This window comes from Micromonospora sp. WMMD723, from assembly GCF_049863385.1.
GTDB classification, from domain to species: domain Bacteria; phylum Actinomycetota; class Actinomycetes; order Mycobacteriales; family Micromonosporaceae; genus Micromonospora; species Micromonospora wenchangensis.
The window spans coordinates 630326-647321 of record NZ_JBMKNR010000001.1 but is presented as its reverse complement, the minus strand read 5'-3'; the positions used below and the strand labels follow the sequence as shown (position 1 = coordinate 647321).

The 16996-nt window shown below is 73.9% G+C and carries 14 protein-coding genes; 8 read left to right on the top strand and 6 right to left on the bottom strand.

Annotated features, from left to right (window positions below; all coding sequences use genetic code 11):
- Positions 1 to 4: 4 nt before the first annotated feature.
- The 3 genes from ACN261_RS02950 to ACN261_RS02940 form a co-directional block, all read right to left on the bottom strand.
- Positions 5 to 1663 (bottom strand): sodium:solute symporter family protein, encoded by a 1659-nt coding sequence (locus tag ACN261_RS02950; RefSeq protein WP_421483843.1) that lies wholly within the window; start codon positions 1661 to 1663, stop codon positions 5 to 7.
- Positions 1664 to 1879: 216 nt separating this feature from the next.
- Positions 1880 to 2884, bottom strand: a complete 1005-nt coding sequence (locus ACN261_RS02945) for a hypothetical protein (protein WP_425848275.1) — start codon at positions 2882 to 2884, stop codon at positions 1880 to 1882.
- 13 nt (positions 2885 to 2897) lie between these two features.
- On the bottom strand, positions 2898 to 3491 hold the full coding sequence (locus ACN261_RS02940; RefSeq protein ID WP_425848272.1) for a hypothetical protein: 594 nt from the start codon (positions 3489 to 3491) through the stop codon (positions 2898 to 2900).
- Positions 3492 to 3922: 431 nt separating this feature from the next.
- On the opposite strand from ACN261_RS02940, the gene ACN261_RS02935 reads away from it, so the two are divergent.
- From ACN261_RS02935 to ACN261_RS02905, 7 genes are all read left to right on the top strand, one after another.
- Complete coding sequence (locus ACN261_RS02935; RefSeq protein WP_421483841.1) at positions 3923 to 6265, top strand: nitrate- and nitrite sensing domain-containing protein; 2343 nt, start codon at positions 3923 to 3925, stop codon at positions 6263 to 6265.
- Entirely contained in the window at positions 6265 to 6687 is a 423-nt protein-coding gene (locus tag ACN261_RS02930; RefSeq protein WP_204928110.1) for a roadblock/LC7 domain-containing protein, read from the top strand. Before ACN261_RS02935 ends, ACN261_RS02930 begins: the two co-directional genes overlap by 1 nt.
- A complete protein-coding gene (locus ACN261_RS02925; protein WP_204928109.1) occupies positions 6677 to 7066 on the top strand; it encodes a DUF742 domain-containing protein in 390 nt (129 codons plus the stop codon). The genes ACN261_RS02930 and ACN261_RS02925 overlap by 11 nt, the downstream gene beginning before the upstream one ends.
- Positions 7047 to 7649, top strand: a complete 603-nt coding sequence (locus ACN261_RS02920; protein WP_145921422.1) for a GTP-binding protein — start codon at positions 7047 to 7049, stop codon at positions 7647 to 7649. Before ACN261_RS02925 ends, ACN261_RS02920 begins: the two co-directional genes overlap by 20 nt.
- A gap of 109 nt (positions 7650 to 7758) precedes the next feature.
- The gene (locus tag ACN261_RS02915) at positions 7759 to 8790 is read left to right on the top strand and encodes a lactonase family protein (protein WP_421483840.1); all 1032 of its coding nucleotides are present in this window, start codon (positions 7759 to 7761) and stop codon (positions 8788 to 8790) included.
- A gap of 165 nt (positions 8791 to 8955) precedes the next feature.
- The gene (locus ACN261_RS02910) at positions 8956 to 10698 is read left to right on the top strand and encodes a substrate-binding domain-containing protein (protein WP_421483839.1); all 1743 of its coding nucleotides are present in this window, start codon (positions 8956 to 8958) and stop codon (positions 10696 to 10698) included.
- A gap of 219 nt (positions 10699 to 10917) precedes the next feature.
- Complete coding sequence (locus ACN261_RS02905; protein WP_204928106.1) at positions 10918 to 12405, top strand: sugar transferase; 1488 nt, start codon at positions 10918 to 10920, stop codon at positions 12403 to 12405.
- 30 nt (positions 12406 to 12435) lie between these two features.
- Here ACN261_RS02905 and ACN261_RS02900 read toward each other — a convergent pair whose 3' ends face one another.
- Positions 12436 to 13569, bottom strand: coding sequence for a PP2C family protein-serine/threonine phosphatase (locus ACN261_RS02900; RefSeq protein WP_425848269.1), 1134 nt, complete (start codon positions 13567 to 13569; stop codon positions 12436 to 12438).
- 94 nt (positions 13570 to 13663) lie between these two features.
- On the opposite strand from ACN261_RS02900, the gene ACN261_RS02895 reads away from it, so the two are divergent.
- Positions 13664 to 14170: a MarR family winged helix-turn-helix transcriptional regulator gene (locus tag ACN261_RS02895; protein ID WP_425853555.1), complete on the top strand. Its 507-nt coding sequence runs from the start codon at positions 13664 to 13666 to the stop codon at positions 14168 to 14170.
- A 7-nt stretch (positions 14171 to 14177) separates the two neighbouring features.
- Here the strand turns inward: ACN261_RS02895 and ACN261_RS02890 are convergent, their stop codons facing one another.
- Together ACN261_RS02890 and ACN261_RS02885 are read right to left on the bottom strand one after the other, a co-directional pair.
- Complete coding sequence (locus tag ACN261_RS02890; protein ID WP_425848267.1) at positions 14178 to 15215, bottom strand: cobalamin B12-binding domain-containing protein; 1038 nt, start codon at positions 15213 to 15215, stop codon at positions 14178 to 14180.
- Entirely contained in the window at positions 15212 to 16888 is a 1677-nt protein-coding gene (locus tag ACN261_RS02885) for a SpoIIE family protein phosphatase (protein WP_425848265.1), read from the bottom strand. Before ACN261_RS02885 ends, ACN261_RS02890 begins: the two co-directional genes overlap by 4 nt.
- Between the last annotated feature and the right edge of the window lie 108 nt (positions 16889 to 16996).

Here is a 16996-nt window from a genome sequence, read left to right as displayed (position 1 = left end):
GGTCTCAGAAGACCGGGATGTAGAAGAGCACGGCCAGCACCAGCGCGATCGCGCCCAGCAGCACCGGCGACCGCCACCAGACCTGGTCCCCGGCGAGCACGTCGCCCTTCAGGTCGATCCCACCCATCCCGTAGACCAGACCCTGCAGCTCCTCGGCCCGCTTGGGCCGGGTCAGCGGGGTGACCACCGCCGCCACCACGGCGACCGTGACGAAGGCGATGCCCGCGCCCCAGAAGCTCTCCTCCAGGTCGGAGTTGAAGTGCACCACGCCTGCCTTGTAGAGCAGGTAGGTCGCCAACGCGGCCAGGGTGCCCGCCAGCAGCGACCAGAAACCGGCCAGCGCGCTCATCCGCTTCCAGAACATGCCGATGATGAAGGTGGCGAACAGCGGGGCGTTGAACAGCGAGAACAGCGCCTGGATGTAGTTCATGATGTTGCTGAACCCGGCGGCGATGAACGCGGTGCCGATGCCCACCACGACCCCGCCCACGGTGGCGATCCGCCCGATCCGGATGTAGTACTCGTCGGACCGTTCCTTGCGGACGTACGCCTGCCAGATGTCGTAGGTGAAGACGGTGTTGAAACCGCTGACGTTGGCTGCCATACCGGCCATGAACGAGGCGACCAGGCCGGTGACCGCGATCCCGAGCACGCCGTTGGGCAGCAGGTCGCGCATCAGCAGCGGAATCGCGTTGTTGTAGACCAGGTCACCGGACTCGGCCCCCAGCCCCTTGACGGTGACCAGCGCGATCAGACCGGGGATCACGGTCACCACCGGGATGACCAGCTTCGGGTACGCGGCGATGATCGGCGTACGCCGGGCGGCGCTCATGTTCTTGGCCGACAGGGCCCGCTGCACCTCGGCGAAGTTGGTGGTCCAGTAACCGAAGGAGAGCACGAAACCGAGCCCGAAGACGATGCCCAGCCAGTGCGCGCCGAGCGGGTTCGCGGTGCTGCCGGTGCCCTCCCAGGCGTGCAGCCCGGCCTCGCCCAGCTTCGAGTCGCGCACGGAGTCCATCAGGCCGGACCAACCGCCCACCTTGACCAGGCCGATGACGGTGATCGGCACCAGCCCGGCGATGATGACGAAGAACTGGAGCACCTCGTTGTAGATCGCGCCGGAGAGCCCGCCGACGGTGATGTAGGCGAGCACGATCGCCGCGCCGACGATGATCGCCAGCCAGAGCGGCCAGCCGAGCAGCGCCTGCATGATCAGCGCCAGCGCGTACAGGTTGACCCCGGCGATCAGCACCTGGGCGACCGCGAAGCTGATCGCGTTCAGCAGGTGGGTCGGCCGGTTGAACCGCAGCCGCAGGTACTCCGGGACGCTGCGCACCCGGGAGCCGTAGTAGAACGGCATCATTACGATGCCCAGGAAGATCATCGCCGGTACGGCGCCGATCCAGTAGTAGTGGACGGTCATGATGCCGTACTGCGCGCCGTTGGCCGCCATCCCGATGATCTCCAGGGCGCCCAGGTTGGCCGAGACGAAGGCCAGGCCGGTCACCCAGGCGGGCAGCGAACGCCCGGAGAGGAAGAAGTCGACGCTGGTGCGGATCGCCCGGCGGGCGGCGAAACCGACCCCGAGCACGGTGACGAAGTAGAGCGCGAGGATTCCGTAATCCAGCACGTTCATGTTCAGTCTGAGCCCGGCACCGTCCATCGTCCGCCACCCCTCCGATGCGCCGTCCACGCTCGCCGGGCGCGCTATTACCCCTCCTGCGGGTTTTCATGCCGGACGTCCGGGTCGATTCGGCGGGCGGAGGATCGACGCCCCGGCCGGGAGTGTCCCGGCTGGGGCGTCGACGGAGGTGGAGCACCGGCGGTGGGCCGTCCGGTGCGGTGCCGGGAGCCGTCCGCGTGGCGGTTCGGCGGTGGTTCAGCGGCCCAACACGCGGTCCAGGAAGTCGCGGTACCGCCGGACGGCCACCCGGAGCTGCTCGGTGTCGGCCTCGTCGGCGCCCTGCCAGCCGCCCAACTTCTCCTTCTGCGCGGCGAGCGCCTCGGCAAGGGCGGTGATCGCCTCCTCGACGAGCGACTGCGCCTCGCCGGCCGCGCCCCGGGGGTCGTCGACGAACCGGAGCTGCACGTCGCGCCACCGGTCCCGGAAGCCCTGCGCGGCGTCCGCCTCGAACAGGGTCGCCGCGTCGCTGGGCACGTTCGCGCCCGTCGACCGGTCGGCGGCGGCACCGGCCACCGTGGCGGCGGCACCCGCCGCGCCGACGCCGGCCGCGCCGGCCGCGCCGACGCCGGCCGCCGTCGACCCGCCACCGTCGGGCGTCGCGTCCGGGTCGACCATCGCCGGGGTGGCGCTGCCGTAGCCGGCGGCGTCGGTCACCGGGGCCGGCCGGTCGGTGTCCCGGTCCGGGTCGGCGTGGCCGGCCGGGCCGGTGGCGTCGAGGTCGGTGGTGGTGACGTCCCCGGTGGCGGCGTTCCTGGTGGCGGTGTCGTCGGCGTCGACGTCGGCGGCCGCGCGGTCGGCCGCCCAGCGGTCCCGGTCGTGGATCCGGTCCGCCGCGGTCGGGTCGGCCCGCTCGTCGTCGAACGGTCCGGTCCGCCCCGGCGCCCCGTCACCGGGCACGGCGAGGTCCTCGTCCCGGGCGTCCCGCTCGTCCTGCGGCCGTCCGCCGGCCAGCGCCGACGCGGCCACCGCGTCGCCCACACTGGTCGCCCCGAAGGCGGTGGGCAGCGGCGCGGGCTCGTGGAACTCCGGCCGCCGGTCCCCGTCCGGGTCGGTGCCGGCCGGCGTCTCCCGGTCGTCGCGGGCCGTGGCGTGCCGGCCGACGGGGTCGGCGTCCACCGCGTCCGGCGGCGGCACCGCCACCGGGGTGGACCGGACGACCTCGGGGTGGTCGGTGCTCGACTGCTGCTCGTCCTGGCGCATGGCGGTGTTCTCCTCAGCGGGTGGTGGCGTCCTGCGGGCTGTCCGGGTGCTGCTGCTCCGGGAGGCGGTGTCCGACCGGCTCCTCGCCGAGCAGGTCGGCGACGAGGGCGCGGTAGTGGACGACGGCCTGCCGGAGATCCTCGGTGCCGGCCTCGCCGCGCTCGTTGCGCAGCCGGATCTCGTGCGCCTCCCGGTAGTGGGTCAGGGTGCGGGCGTGCTCCACCGACAGGTGCGCGGCCTGCTCGGTGAACTCCCCGGTCGGGTAGCCCCGGTCGGCGATCAGGCGGCTGACCAGCTCGTCGGCGTCACCGACGGCCTCGGCCGGCGAGTCGACGAAGCGGACCTGGAGTTCCTCCCAGGCGGCGGCGTACCGGGCCCGGTCGGTCGGGCTGAGCGGGGTGAGCGTCAACTCCGCGTGACGGCGCTCCCGTTCGCGCAGTTCCCGTTCGGCGGCGCTGCGGCTGTCCTGCTCCGCGACCACCCGGTCGTACTCGGGGCCGAACCGGGTCCGCAGCGCGCGTCGGCGGTTGGCCACCACGGCCACGGCGACCAGCGCCGCCACCACCAGTACGGCGAGAACCAGTAGGACTATCTGCGTGGGCGACATGGCTCCTCCTTCGCCCTGCGGTATTCCCTCCCCGCACTGATCACCAATCCCGATCCGGCGAATTTCCTCCGTACCTGCCGCTCCCGACCGGGACGAAGCGGCCACGGCGCGCTTCCGGGGCCGATCGGGGAGGAATCCGATCACATTTTTCCATCGGTCCCGCCGGCCGGCGGGGAGCCGGCGCGGGCGTCCACCGGCCGGAGCCGATGCCTGATCAACCCGGCTACGGCCTGGTCGGATGCCGGTCGACCGGGGCGGTCCGGCGGGCGGTGGGGCGGCGACGCAGCGGTGACGCCGCAAGACGCACGGTAGTGCTGAGCGTCAGGATTACGTATCCTGCCCAAGGTGCCGCGCCGGTGCCCGGCATCGATGCCGGAACCGCCCGGTCGGTGCCGGCGCCACCGCCGACACTCCCGCCCGGGCGAGGACTCATGGACACCCGCGACTGGCCGATCCGCGCCAAGCTGACCGCCCTGGTCGTCACCCCGGTGGCCGCCCTCCTGGCGCTCTGGATCTTCGCCACGACGTTGACCTTCGGGCCGGCGCTCGACCTGCTCGCCGCCCGGACCCTGCTCGCGGACTTCGGCCGCCCTGGCGAACGGGTGGTGGCCGAGCTGCAACGGGAGCGGCGGGCCTCGGTGATCCAGCTGGCCGGCACCGGCACCCTGCCCGCCCTCGCCGACCAGCGGCGACGCACCGACGAGGCGATCGTCGAGCTGCGCCGCAGGATGGACGGCGAGGCGCTGCGGGACGCCGCGGGTGACCTGCTCGACGCCCGGCTCGACGCGCTCGGCGCCGCCCTGGAGGCGTTGCCTGCCGGCCGGGGGTTCATCGACCGCCGGCAGGTCGACCGGGCCGGCGCCATCGGCCTCTACAGCGGCATGATCTCCTCGGCCTTCCAGGCGTTCGCCGCGACGGCGGCGCTGCCCGACGCCGAGTTGAACCGGCAGGCGCTCGCCCTGACCGCGGTCGGCCGCTCCCGCGAACTGCTCGGCCAGACCGACGCGATGCTCGCCGGGGCGTTCGTCGCCGGTCGGTTCACCGAGGGCGAGCACCTGCGGCTGGTGCAGACCATCGCCAACGAACGCTTCCTCGCCGAGTCGGCGGTGGCCGACCTGCCGGCCGCCGACCGGGCCGCCTACCAGCGGCTGGTGGAGGGGGAGGCGTTCGTCCGGCTCCGCACCATGCAGGAGCAGCTACTCAGCGCCGGGCCGTCCGGCCTCCCGCCGATCGACCCGCGTACCTGGCAGGTCAGCCAGGAGGCCGTCCAGCAGGAGCTGCGCGACTTCGAACTCAAGCAGGCCGACGGGCTGGCCGAACGGTCCGTGCCGGTCGCCGTCACGATCCTGCTGCGCCTCGGCGTCGCCGGGGTGCTGGGCCTCGTCGCGATCGGGGTGTCGCTGCTGGTCGCCTTCCGGGTCGGGCGGACGCTGGCCCGCCGGTTGTCCGCCGTGCGCAACGCGGCGCTGGAACTGGCCGGGCACCGGTTGCCCGACGTGGTGGCCCGGCTGCGCCGGGGCGAGCAGGTCGACGTGGCCCGGGAGGCCCCGCCGCTGTCCTACGGTGCCGACGAGATCGGCGACGTCGGCCGGGCGTTCACCGAGGTCAGCCGGGTGGCGGTGCGGTCGGCGATCGACGAGGTGACGTTGCGTCGGGGGTTGAACGAGGTCTTCCTCAACCTCGCCCGGCGCAGTCAGGGCCTGGTGCACCGGCAGCTCGCGGTGCTCGACCGGATGGAGCGCCGCGCCGAGGACCCGGACGAGCTGGCCGAGCTGTTCCGCGTCGACCACCTGGCGACCCGGCTACGTCGGCACGCCGAGGACCTGGTCATCCTGGCCGGGGCGGCGCCGGGCCGGGGTTGGCGGCAGCCGGTCGCCCTGCTGGACGTGCTGCGTGGCGCGATCTCCGAGGTCGAGGCGTACGACCGGGTGGACATCGTCCGGGTCGAGCCGGCCGGGTTGCTCGGCCGGGCCGTCGCCGACGTCATCCACCTGCTCGCCGAGCTGATCGAGAACGCGACCGCCTTCTCCCCGCCCGAGCGGCGGGTCGAGGTGACCGGAGCACCGGTCGTCGACGGCTACCTCGTCGAGATCACCGACCACGGGCTCGGGATGACGCCGCAGGCGGTGGAGGACGCCAACAAGCGGCTGGCCACCCCGCCCGAGTTCGACCCGGCCGACAGCGCCCGGCTCGGCCTGTTCGTGGTCTCCCGGCTGGCCGCCCGGCACGGCGTCCGGGTCACCCTGCGGGCCGGGACGCCGGTCGGGCTCACCGCGCTGGTGAGCCTCCCGGCCGACCTGGTCACCGAGGAGCCGCCGATCGCCCCGCCGACCCGGGACCGCCCGGCGGCGTCGGTGACCCGGCTGACCACCCTGCCCCGGCCGCGGACCACCCGGACCACCCGGGAGCGGCCGGACCAGACGGTGCTGCCGTTCGCGCCGGCCCGTACCTCGTCCGTGGAGACCGCCGCCGACGGCGACGGTCTGCCCCGCCGGGTCCGTCGCCGGGGCCCGGTGGCCCGCCCCCCGCGCCCGGCGGTCGGCCCCGACCCGACCACCACCCGCTCTCCCGAGGAGGTGCGGCGGCAGATGTCGGCCCTGCAGGCCGGCACCGCCCGGGGGCGGCTGGACAGCAGCGGCGTCCACCCGGTCCCGCCGGCCGGGCCCGCCCCGACCGCGGGCGGCGACCCGGGACGGTCCGACGCGGGGGCTCCCCCGTCGCCGGCCGGCCCGGTGGCGACGCCCGATTCGACCGCGACTGAGAGGGACGCCTAGTGGTGCACACGACACGGCAGAACGCCGATCTCGGCTGGTTGCTCGACGAACTGGTGGAGCGGGTGCCGGCGGCCCAGCAGGCGGTGGTCCTCTCCGCTGACGGCCTGCTGCTCGGTGCCTCCGCCGGGCTGGAGCGGTCCGACGCCGAACACCTCTGCGCGCTGGCCTCGGGCTTCTCCAGCCTGGCCAAGGGGGCCAGCCGGCAGTTGGCCGCCGGTGGGGTCCGGCAGACGGTGGTGGAGATGGAGGAGGCGTACCTCTTCGTCACCGCCGCCGGGCAGGGCGCCTGTCTGGCGGTGGCCTGCGCTGCCGACGCCGACATCGGCCTGGTGGCCTACGAGATGGCGATGCTGGTCGTCCGGGTCGGCGAGAACCTGACCGCGCCGGCCAGGGCGGCGGCGGGGATCGCCGATGCGGGCTGAGCAGCCGGGTCACCAGCACGAGTGGCTGGACGGCGCGGCCGGTCCGGTGGTGCGCCCGTACACCCTCACCGGCGGCCGGGTACGGCCCGCCGTCGGCGGCTTCGACCTGGTGGCGTACGTGCTGGCCGCAGCGGGCGTCGACCCGTACGGCCAGCCGGGGCTGCAACCCGAGCACCGTCGGCTGGTGGAGTACGCCCGGCAGCCGGTGGCGGTGGTGGATCTCGCCGCCGACCTGGATCTCGCCCTCGGGGTGGTCCAGGTACTCCTCGGTGACCTGCTCGCCCGTGGGCTGGTCACCGTGCACGAACCGCCGGCCGCCGCCGGCCTTCCCGACGACGACATTCTCAAGGCGGTGGTCAGTGGACTACGTGCGCTCTGATCGCGACTCCTCAGCGGGCCGGCTGCCGCTGGCTCTCAAGATCCTCATTGCCGGTGGCTTCGGTGCCGGCAAGACGACGCTGGTGAGCGCGCTCAGCGAGGTCCGGCCGTTGCAGACCGAGGAGGTGCTGACCGACGCCGGCATCGGCACCGACGACCTGTCCGGGGTGGAGGGCAAGTCGACCACCACCGTGGCGATGGACTTCGGTCGGATCACCATCACCGACGATCTCCAGGTCTATCTGTTCGGCACCCCCGGGCAGGACCGGTTCTGGTTTCTCTGGGACGAGTTGGCCTTCGGCGCGCTCGGCGCGGTGGTGCTGGCCGACACCCGCCGGCTGGCCGACTGTTTCCCGTCGATCGACTACTTCGAGCAGCGCGGCATCCCGTTCGTGGTCGGGGTCAACTGTTTCGAGGACACCCGCCGGTTCGGCGTCGACGCGGTGCGGCAGGCGTTGGACATCGAACCGGAGGTGCCGGTGATGCTCTGCGACGCCCGGGACCGGCAGTCCGGCAAGCTGGTGCTGATCTCCCTGGTCGAGCACGTGGCCCGGCAGCGCGGCGAACCGGTCCCGGTAGGCTGACCGGCCCCGCACCCCTGCCGGGTGAGGAAAACCGGGAAACCGGGGATGCCGGCGGGTGATTGCGGGAAACCTGGGCAGCGACGGCGGGATTCGGCGAAGGGGTGGTCCGGTGACGGGGACGATCGTCCACATCGGCGGTTACACGGCGGAGACGGGCGGGCGCGGGGAGGGCATCGTCGCCGCCCGGCGGGACCCGGAGTCGGGGGAGCTGACCCCGCTCGGCACAGTCGCGGTGACCCCGGCGCCGTCCTTCCTCGTCCGGCACCCGTCCCGGCCGGTGCTCTACGCGGTCAACGAGCTGCCCGAGGGGCAGGTGAGCGCGTTCGCGGTCGGTCCCGATGGCGGGCTGACCCCGCTGGGGGTCCGGTCCACCGGTGGTGCCGAGCCGGCGCACCTGGCGGTAGCCCCGGACGGCGGGCACCTCTTCGTCGCCAACTACGGCGGGGGCAGCGTCGCCGTCCTGCCGCTGGACGGGCAGGGGGTGCCCGGTGACCGTACCGACCTGGTGGTCCACCAGGGGCACGGTCCGGACCCGCAGCGGCAGGAGCAGGCGCACTGCCACATGGTGTCGCCCGATCCCGGCACCGGCCCGCTGCTCGCCGTCGATCTGGGCACCGACTCGGTCTACCGGTACGACCTGGACGCCGCCACCGGCCGGCTGACCCCGCGCGCCCCCCGGGTGCACACGGTCGCGGGCACCGGCCCCCGGCACCTGGCCCGGCATCCCGACGGGCGGCGCTGCTGGCTCTCCGGTGAGCTGGACGCGACGGTGACCGCCTACGAGCTGACCGTCGACGGGGCGCTGCACCAGCTCGGCCGGGTGGACGCCAGCGGCCGGTCCGGTCACGTTCAGCCGTCGGAGATCACGGTCGGCCCGGACGGCCGGTTCCTCTACCTGGGCAACCGGGGGGTCGGCACGGTGGCGGTCTTCGCCCTCGACGGGGAGTTGCCCCGGCTGGTCGACGAGGTCGACACCGGCGGGGAATGGCCCCGGCATTTCGCGTTCTCCGGCCGGCACCTGTACGTCGCCGACGAGCGGGCCGACATGGTCCGGGTGTTTTGGGTCGACCCCGAGTCGGGCGTGCCGTCGCCGGTGGGCGAGCCGGTGCCCACCGGGAGTCCGACCTGCGTACTGCCCTGACATACGTCCGTCCGGGGTGGAGGGGTACCACGTCACGAGACGATTTAGTTACTCACGGTGTCGAAATGGTGATCAACTGTTTCTCCTGCGTAACTTTCGTCCGAACGGTCATGGCAGAAAGCGAACGAGATACGCAAGATGGTCAGCGTGTCTGGCCGCCATCGCATGCGTTCAAGTATCCGTGGAGCGGGCGCCGCCGTGGCGGCGACCGCACTCGTCGTCGTGGTCGGCGGCTCCTGGGTCGGTTACCAGCAGTTGGCCGGACCGTCCTGCTCAGGGGAGATCCAACTCGCCGTGGCCGCCGCGCCCGAGGTCGCGCCGGCCGTCGAGGGGGCCGCGGCCCAGTGGACGACGGACGGGGCCGCGGTCGGTGGCACCTGCATCAAGGTGAACGTCACCGCCTCCGAACCGGTGGAGGTGGCCGCCGCGGTGGCCAGCAAGCACGGGGCCAGCCTCGCCGGGGTGGGGCAGGCCAGCGGCACCGCGGTCACGCCCGACGTGTGGATCCCGGACTCGTCGACCTGGCTGCTGCGCCTCAAGAGCGGCGGCGCCACCGCGTTCGCCCCCGGCAACGGCGCCTCGATCGCCCGCAGTCCCATCGTGGTGGCCATGCCGCAGCCGGTGGCCAGCACCAAGTTCGGCTGGCCGGAGAAGAAGCTCACCTGGAACGACATGCTGCGTGCCGTACGCAGCGACAAGCCGCTGCGGGCCGGCATCGTCGAGCCGACCCAGGACGCCGCCGGGCTCTCCGGCCTGCTCTCCCTGACCGCTGCGGCCAGCGGCGGGGGCGGCGACGCCCAGCAGGCGACCACGGCCGCCCTGCGGGCGCTGGCGACCGGCCGCTCGGCGCTGCGGCAGGACCTGCTGGCCCGGTTCCCGCGCTCCAACGACCCGACCTCCATCGCCAGCGCACTCGGTGCCGCCGCGCTGTCGGAGGAGGACGTCATCGCCTACAACAACACCAAGCCGCCGATCCCGCTGGCCGCGCTCTACCTGGAGCCGTCGCCGATGCCACTGGACTACCCGTACGCGGTGCTCCCGGGGATCGACCAGAGCAAGGCGTCGGCGGCGAAGGTGCTCTTCGAACTGCTCACCACGCAGAGCTTCAAGAACCGGCTGGCCGTGCAGTCGCTGCGGGCCCCGGACGGCAACTGGGGTGAGGGCTTCAAGGCGCCGCAGGGCGCGCCGAGCCCGGCCGGCGGCGGTACGGCCGTGCCCCCGTCCGGCGGGACCGCCGCCGGTGGCCTGGACCCGGTGGCCATAGACCGTGCGGTCTCCGGCTGGTCGATCGCCACCCAGTCCGGGCGGATGCTCTGCGTCATCGACGTCTCCGGCTCGATGAAGACCCCCGTCCCGTCGGCCAACAACGCCAGCCGGGAACAGGTGACCGTGGCGGCGGCCAGCCGGGGTCTGAACCTCTTCGACGACTCCTGGTCGATCGGCCTGTGGACCTTCTCCACCGAGCTGGTCGGCTCGCGGGACTGGCGGGAGATCGAGCCGATCAACCCGCTGTCGGGCAACCGGGGCAAGCTGGAGCAGGGGCTCGCCGGTATCCGCCCGTCCAGCGGTGACACCGGCCTGTACGACACCATGCTGGCGGCGTACAGGAACGTCCAGGACGGGTGGGAGCCCGGCCGGGTCAACTCGGTGGTGCTGTTCACCGACGGCAAGAACGAGGACAAGAACGGCATTTCGCAGAGTTCGCTGATCAGCCGGCTCAAGCAGCTCAACGACCCGGAGCGCCCGGTGCAGGTGGTCATCATCGGCATCGGTAGCGAGGTCTCCAAGGCCGAACTCCAGTCCATCACCAACGTCACCGGTGGCGGCGCCTTCGTCACCGAGGACCCGTCCAAGATCGGTGACATCTTCCTGAAGGCCATCGCGTTGCGCCCGAACGCACCGCGCTGAGCCCTCGCACAGTGCACAGGGGTCACTGCATTCGGTGAGAATCGGTTGCGGTGATGGGATTTCTCCGTCTCGGCGGCGAAAGAAAACTGACAGTAATGCGTCCGAAGCAATAGGTGAGCATCATTGTGGGGCAGGATGTCGGGAGCGCTCCGGCCGACCACCCCCTCCAGAGGTGAGCATCGGGCTCGGAGCCGACCAGTGTGATGTGGGGGAGGTTGGGTGACCTCGGCGACGCTGTCCACGCCCGTCCGTACCCCGCCGTCGGCGCCCGGTGGCCGATCGGCGGGTACCCGATCCCGGACCAGTCAGCGGGGCTACGTCCGGACGCTCGTGGTGCTGGACACCGCCGTGCTGTCGCTGGCGGTCCTCGCCGGCTACGCCACCCGCTTCGGTGATGCCGTGCCACGCGGCTCGGAGATCCCGTACGTGCTGGTCGCGCCGGCCCTGGTCCTGGTCTGGCTGGTCTCGCTCAAGGCGCTGCGCTGCTACGACGACCGGGTGCTCGGCTACGGTGCGGACGAGTACCGGCGGGTCAGCGGGGCGAGCCTGCGACTGGCCGGTGGGGTCGCGATCGCCGGCTACATCTTCGACGCCGGGGTCTCCCGGGGCTTCCTCGGCATCTCCTTCGCCGTCGGCACCGTCGGGCTGGTGGCCACCCGGTTCGCTGCCCGCAAGGCACTGCACCGGGCCCGCTGCCGGGGCGACGGCTGGTCCCGCCGGGTCCTCGTCGTCGGGGACACCGCGCACGTGCTGGAGCTGGTGCACACCCTGCGCCGGGAGCCGTACGCCGGCTACCACGTGGTGGGCGCGTGCATCCCCGACGCGCTGCTCGCCCCCGTACCGCAGCGGCTCAGCGACGTGCCGGTGGTGGGTTCCCTGCGGGGCATCCCCGAGGCCGCCGCCGCGATCGGCGCGGACACCGTCGCGGTCACCGCGTCCGGCGAGCTGACCGCGACCCGGCTGCGCCGGCTGGGCTGGCAGCTGGAGGGCACCGGGATCGACCTGGTCGTCGCCCCCGCCCTCACCGACGTCGCCGGCCCGCGCATCCACACCCGCCCGGTGGCCGGCCTGCCGCTGATCCACGTCGAGGCACCGGAGTTCCGGGGGGCCCGCAAGCTGGTCAAGGAGTTCGTCGACCGGTCCGCCGCCGCGGTGGCGCTGGCGCTGCTGCTGCCGCTGGTGGCGCTGATCGCGCTGGCCGTCCGGCTGGACAGCCGGGGGCCGGTGCTGTTCCGGCAGACCCGGGTCGGGCAGGGCGGCCGGGAGTTCGGGGTGCTGAAGTTCCGCACCATGGTGGTCAACGCCGACGCGATGCTGGCCGAGCTGGTCGCCCGCAACGAGACCAACGGCCTGATGTTCAAGATGCGCGACGACCCGCGGGTCACCCGGATCGGGCGGCTGCTGCGCAAGTGGTCGCTCGACGAACTGCCTCAGCTGGTCAACGTGCTGCTCGGCCAGATGAGCCTGGTCGGCCCGCGCCCGCCGCTGCCGTCCGAGGTGGCCCGCTACGACGGCGACGTGGCCCGCCGCCTGCTGGTCAAGCCGGGCATGACCGGCCTCTGGCAGGTCAGCGGCCGGTCCGACCTGAGCTGGGAGGACGGCATCCGGCTGGACCTCTACTACGTGGAGAACTGGTCGCTCGCCGCCGACCTGACCATCCTGTGGAAGACCTTCGGCGCGGTGCTGCGCGGGCGCGGAGCGTACTGACCGGCGGGCCCGGCACCGGGCCCGCCGGGCTCACTCCTGCGGGCCGGTCCAGTCCAGGCAGACGACCACCGCGTCGTCGACCAGGTCACCGGCGACGAAGGCGCGCAGGTCACCGATGAGCGAGCGGACCGCGTCCAGCGGCGTCATCGGTCCGGTACGCCGCAGGAAACGGTCCAGCGCCGTCTCGCCGTACCGGACGTGCCGCCCGGTCGCGTCGATCACGCCGTCGCTGAGCACGAACAGCCGGTCGCCACGGCGCAGCTCGAAGCTCTGGTGCCGGTAGTCGGTGCCCTCGAACATGCCCAGCGGGAACTGCTTGTCGAGCGCCTGCTCGCTGACCTCCCCGTCGCGCAGCAGCACCAGCCGGGGCGACCCGGCGTCCACCGCCGTCAGCACCCCGGTGGCCAGATCCAGCTCCATCACCAGGGCGGACAGGTGCTGTTCGCCCCGGTGCAGGGCGTAGACCGCCTGGTCGGCGAGGGCGACCTGGTCGGCGAGGGCCAACCCGCCCCGGCGCGCGTTGCGCAACGCGTGGGTGGCCAGCGCGGTGAGCATCGAGGCGGCCACCCCCTCACCGGTGCCGTTGATGGCCGACAGCCACAGCCGGGTGCCGTCGTCGGACCAGTCGAAACTGTCCCCGCGCACCGCGTAGGCCGGTTCGAGCTGGCCGGCGAGGCGGAACGACGGCCGGTCCCGGCTGCGCCCCGGCAGCAGTTCCCACTGCATCTCGGCGGCGAGGGTGAGCCGGCGGGCCCGGCGGGAGGCCCGGTAGACGTCGGTGCCGGCGGTGACGGCGGCCAACTCGTGCCCCAGGGCGGTGGCGATGCGGGTCAGCTCCCCGACCGCCGTCAGGTCGTCGGGCACCGGGGTCAACCGCAGCACCCCGCGCCGCTCACCCCGCATGCCGACGGGGAACCAGCCCACCCCGTCGGCGAGCACCGGCTGCTGGTGGTCGTAGCAGCGCCAGGCCGGGTGACCGGGCCCGGTCAGCGGGTCGCCGCCGCCCAGCGGCAGCAGCACCGACAGCCGGTAGTCGACCTGGAACAGCTCCACGTCGGTGATCCGGTACGACCGCTCCAGCTCGTCGGCGAGCCGTGCCAGCAGCAGGTCCGCGGGTGACTCGGTCAGCACCCGTCGGGCCCGGCACTCGGGTCCGCTTGTCACGTACGCCTCCTGACAGCGCAGATCCCCTGGTACGGGGGGTAGTCTCGGGCCCACCATGGCCGAAGAAAGTGGTCCTGACGGACCAGACGTGAGTATGGCCGCCGAGCTGGACGCCGCGACAGGGGCCCTGCTCTCCGTGTGGGAGGCGGCCCGGGAGAGCACCACCAGCCGGCTGTCCAGCGCGCAGCTACGTGCCGTCATGGTGGTCGAACGGCACGACGGGATCAACCTGCGCCGGCTCGCCACCCTGCTCAACATGCTGCTCTCCTCGGCGAGCCGGCTCTGCGACCGGCTGGTCGCCGCCGGCATGCTGGAGCGGGAGCCGGGCCGGTCTGACCGGCGGGAGATCGCCCTGCACCTGACCCCGGAGGCGACCCGCCTCCTGGTCGAGCTGCGCCGGGACCGCCGGCAGCGGCTCGCCGCCGTGCTGGCCGGGATGAGCGGCGAGGGCCGGACGGCGTTGCTGCGCGGGCTGGTGGAGTTCGACCGGGTGGCGCGGGCCCGGGAGGGGGAGGGCGGGCCGGTGGTCGAGTTGCCGTCCGCACCGCCCCCGCCGAGGGCCCGCCCCGGCGACGGCGCCCCGGCGGCCCGTTCGGCCTGACCCGGCGTCACAGGGTGGTGGCCAGCAGGGCCTGACGCAGGTAGTCCCCGGCACGGGGGTGCTCGGTCAGGGCGGTGGCGCACACCCGGAGCATGGTGTCCGGCAGTGCGGAGCCGTCCCGGGCGTCGGGCACCTCCGTCTGCCAGCGGACGAACTCGACCAGCAGCCCCGGGTCGCCGACCCGGATCGCCGCGGCCAGCGCGTCGACCAGCTGCGCGACCGCGCCGGCGACCTCCTCGACCCGGTCGGGCGTCGGGGCCACCTCGCGCAGCACGAGCTGCACGAGGTCGCGCCGGCGGCGCAGCACCGCGACGTACTCGTCGGCGCCGGTCGCCGGCCCGGAACCGGCGTGCGGTGCCGCGCACAGCGGGCCGGCCAGCAGCCGGGCCGCGTCCCGGGCGGTCGCCCCCCAGGCGGCGGCGCCGACGGCGGCGGCCCAGCGGCCGTCCGGGCCGAAACCCGGACCACCTGCCACCACCGGCACCCCGGCCGCCCGGCACGCCTCGATCATCCGCCCCGCCCGGATCAACCGGCTCGGCTGCACGCAGCTCAGCAGCACCGCGTCCGGGCCGGTCTGGTGCAGGTAGGAGACCAGGTGCCGGACCGGCACGCTGGCGCCGAGGAAGGTGACCCGCCAGCCGGCCGCGCGGACCACCTCGACGACGATCCGGGCGGCCAGCGCGTGCCACTCGCCCTCGACGCAGGCCATCACCACGTGCCCCCGCCCGCCCGTCGGGCCGCAGCGGGCGGCGACCGCCTCGACCACCTGCTCGCTGACGTGGGTGGCGGCGTGCTCCTGGGCGACGCTCCACCGGCCGGTCAGCCAGCGCAGCCCCACCTCGCGCTGGGTCACGGCGACCAGGTCCACCAGGACGTCGGCCACCGACGAGCCGGCGTCCAGCAACCCGGTCGCGATCCGGGTGGCGGCGGGCAGGTCGGCCCGGTCCAGGCAGTCGAGGTACGCCGCGACGACCTCCGGGCCCACCACGGCCGGCCCGGCCGGCGGGCCCGCAGCCGCGGCGGCCGGCCCGGCCGGTCGGCTCACGCCGGGTCCGCCGCGCGGACGGCCAGCATCGCGATGTCGTCGTGGCTCTCCCCGTCCAGCCACTCGTCGACGAGTTGGAGCAGCCAGTCGATCACGGCGGCGGGCGGCAGGCCGGCCACCGCGGCGAGCGACTGCCGCAGCCGCTGCTCGCCGAACATCTCGACGGCCGCCGCGCCGCCGCGTGCCTCGGTCACCCCGTCGGTGTACGCCAGCAGCAGCTCACCGGGGGCGAGGCGCACCTCAACCTCGACGAAGGTGGCCGAGGCGAACGCGCCGATCGGCATCCCGCCCACCCGGGCCTCGACGATGCTGCCGTCGGCGCGTACCACCAGCGGGGACGGGTGCCCGCCGCCGGCGATACGGACCCGCAGGCCGCCGTCATCCCCCGGTTCGGTGGTGCCCAGCAGCAGGGTGGTGAACTGGCTGCGCCGGGCGGCGTCGGGGGAGTCGAACAGCGCCCGGTTGAGCAGGGTGACGAGTTCCCGGGGACGTTGCTCGACCAGCCGCAGGGTCTGCAACGACTGGCGTACCCGGCCGGTGAGCACGGCCGCGCCGACCCCCTTGCCGCAGACGTCGCCGAGGGCGAACAGGGCGCCGGTGGCGGTGCGGAAGACCTCGTAGAAGTCGCCGCCGATGCGCAGGCTGTCCCCGGCGGAACGGTAACCGCCGGCGAGGGTGACGCCGGGCACCTGGGGCAGTTCCGGGGGGAGCAGGCTGTGCTGGAGCACCCGGGCCAGGTGGGCCTGCTCGCCGTAGAGTTCGGCGGCGGCGACCGCGGAGCCGGCACGGGCGGCGAACTCCCGGGCCAGCTCGATGTCGCGCTGGTCGAAGCCGGGTCGGCCGACCCGCCGGACCAGGATCAACGCGCCGGCCGGCCCGCCGGCGCTGGGCATCGGGCTGATCAGCACGGTGCCGGGGCGGCCGAAGTCCGGCGGCAGGACGGCGCCCAGGTCGGCCAGTTCGGCGTCGAGCCAGGGACTGAGGTCGGTGGTCGCGCCGCTGAGCGCCTCGACGAGCCCGGGGACCGCGCCGGTCAGCTCCGGGCCGGCGACCCCACCGACCGGGGCGGGGTCGCCGTCGGCGTACCGCAGCCAGTGCGGGACGTCCTCGCCGGGTTGCGGGGGCCGGTGCACGACCAGGGCCGCGTCGGCCAGGTAGGGCACGGGCAGCGTGACGGCGCTGCGCAGGGTCTGCTCGCGGTGCAACGAGAGCCCGAGCCGGCTGCCGGCCCGAGCCAGGAACGCGGTGCGGGAACGCTCGGCGAGCAGCGCGTCGGTGCGGGCGTGTTCGTCGGTGACGTCCCGCACGTACCAGGCGCAGCCCCCGCCGGCCAGCGGGCGGCAGACCCCGCGCAGCCGGCGTCCCCGGTGCTCGGCGTCGAACGTCGCGGCGTCCCCGGTGACCGCGCGGGCCAACGCCGGCACGGTGCCCGACGTCAGGTCGGTGCCGGGGGCCAGCTCGGGCAGGAGCTGCCCGGCCATCGCGTTGACCAGGGTGACCCGCCCGGCCCGGTCGGTGGTGACCACCGCCTCGGCGAGCCCGTCGAGCAGTTCCCGGGCGAGCTGCGGGTCGGCCGGCAGCGGGCCGTCCGGCGACGGGTGGGCCGGGGCGGGGGAGACCTGTCCGCCTCCGCTCACCGGGCCGGCGTGCCCGTCCCGGTGGGTCGTCGTCACCGCCGGTCGCCGGGCGCGTCGGTCTGTCGACCTCTGCGCATGCTGGGAGTGCTCTCCTCGGTAGGAATTCGTTGCCTCAGGGAAAGCGTACCGAGGTGGGCCGACGAT

What these genes read in the sequence shown, in the direction of transcription:
- ACN261_RS02950 (WP_421483843.1), bottom strand. Translation starts at nt 1,663, where the DNA reads ATGGACGGTGCCGGGCTCAGACTGAACATGAACGTGCTGGATTACGGA.
- ACN261_RS02945 (WP_425848275.1), bottom strand. Translation starts at nt 2,884, where the DNA reads ATGCGCCAGGACGAGCAGCAGTCGAGCACCGACCACCCCGAGGTCGTC.
- ACN261_RS02940 (WP_425848272.1), bottom strand. Translation starts at nt 3,491, where the DNA reads ATGTCGCCCACGCAGATAGTCCTACTGGTTCTCGCCGTACTGGTGGTG.
- ACN261_RS02935 (WP_421483841.1), top strand. Translation starts at nt 3,923, where the DNA reads ATGGACACCCGCGACTGGCCGATCCGCGCCAAGCTGACCGCCCTGGTC.
- ACN261_RS02925 (WP_204928109.1), top strand. Translation starts at nt 6,677, where the DNA reads ATGCGGGCTGAGCAGCCGGGTCACCAGCACGAGTGGCTGGACGGCGCG.
- ACN261_RS02910 (WP_421483839.1), top strand. Translation starts at nt 8,956, where the DNA reads ATGCGTTCAAGTATCCGTGGAGCGGGCGCCGCCGTGGCGGCGACCGCA.
- ACN261_RS02895 (WP_425853555.1), top strand. Translation starts at nt 13,664, where the DNA reads ATGGCCGCCGAGCTGGACGCCGCGACAGGGGCCCTGCTCTCCGTGTGG.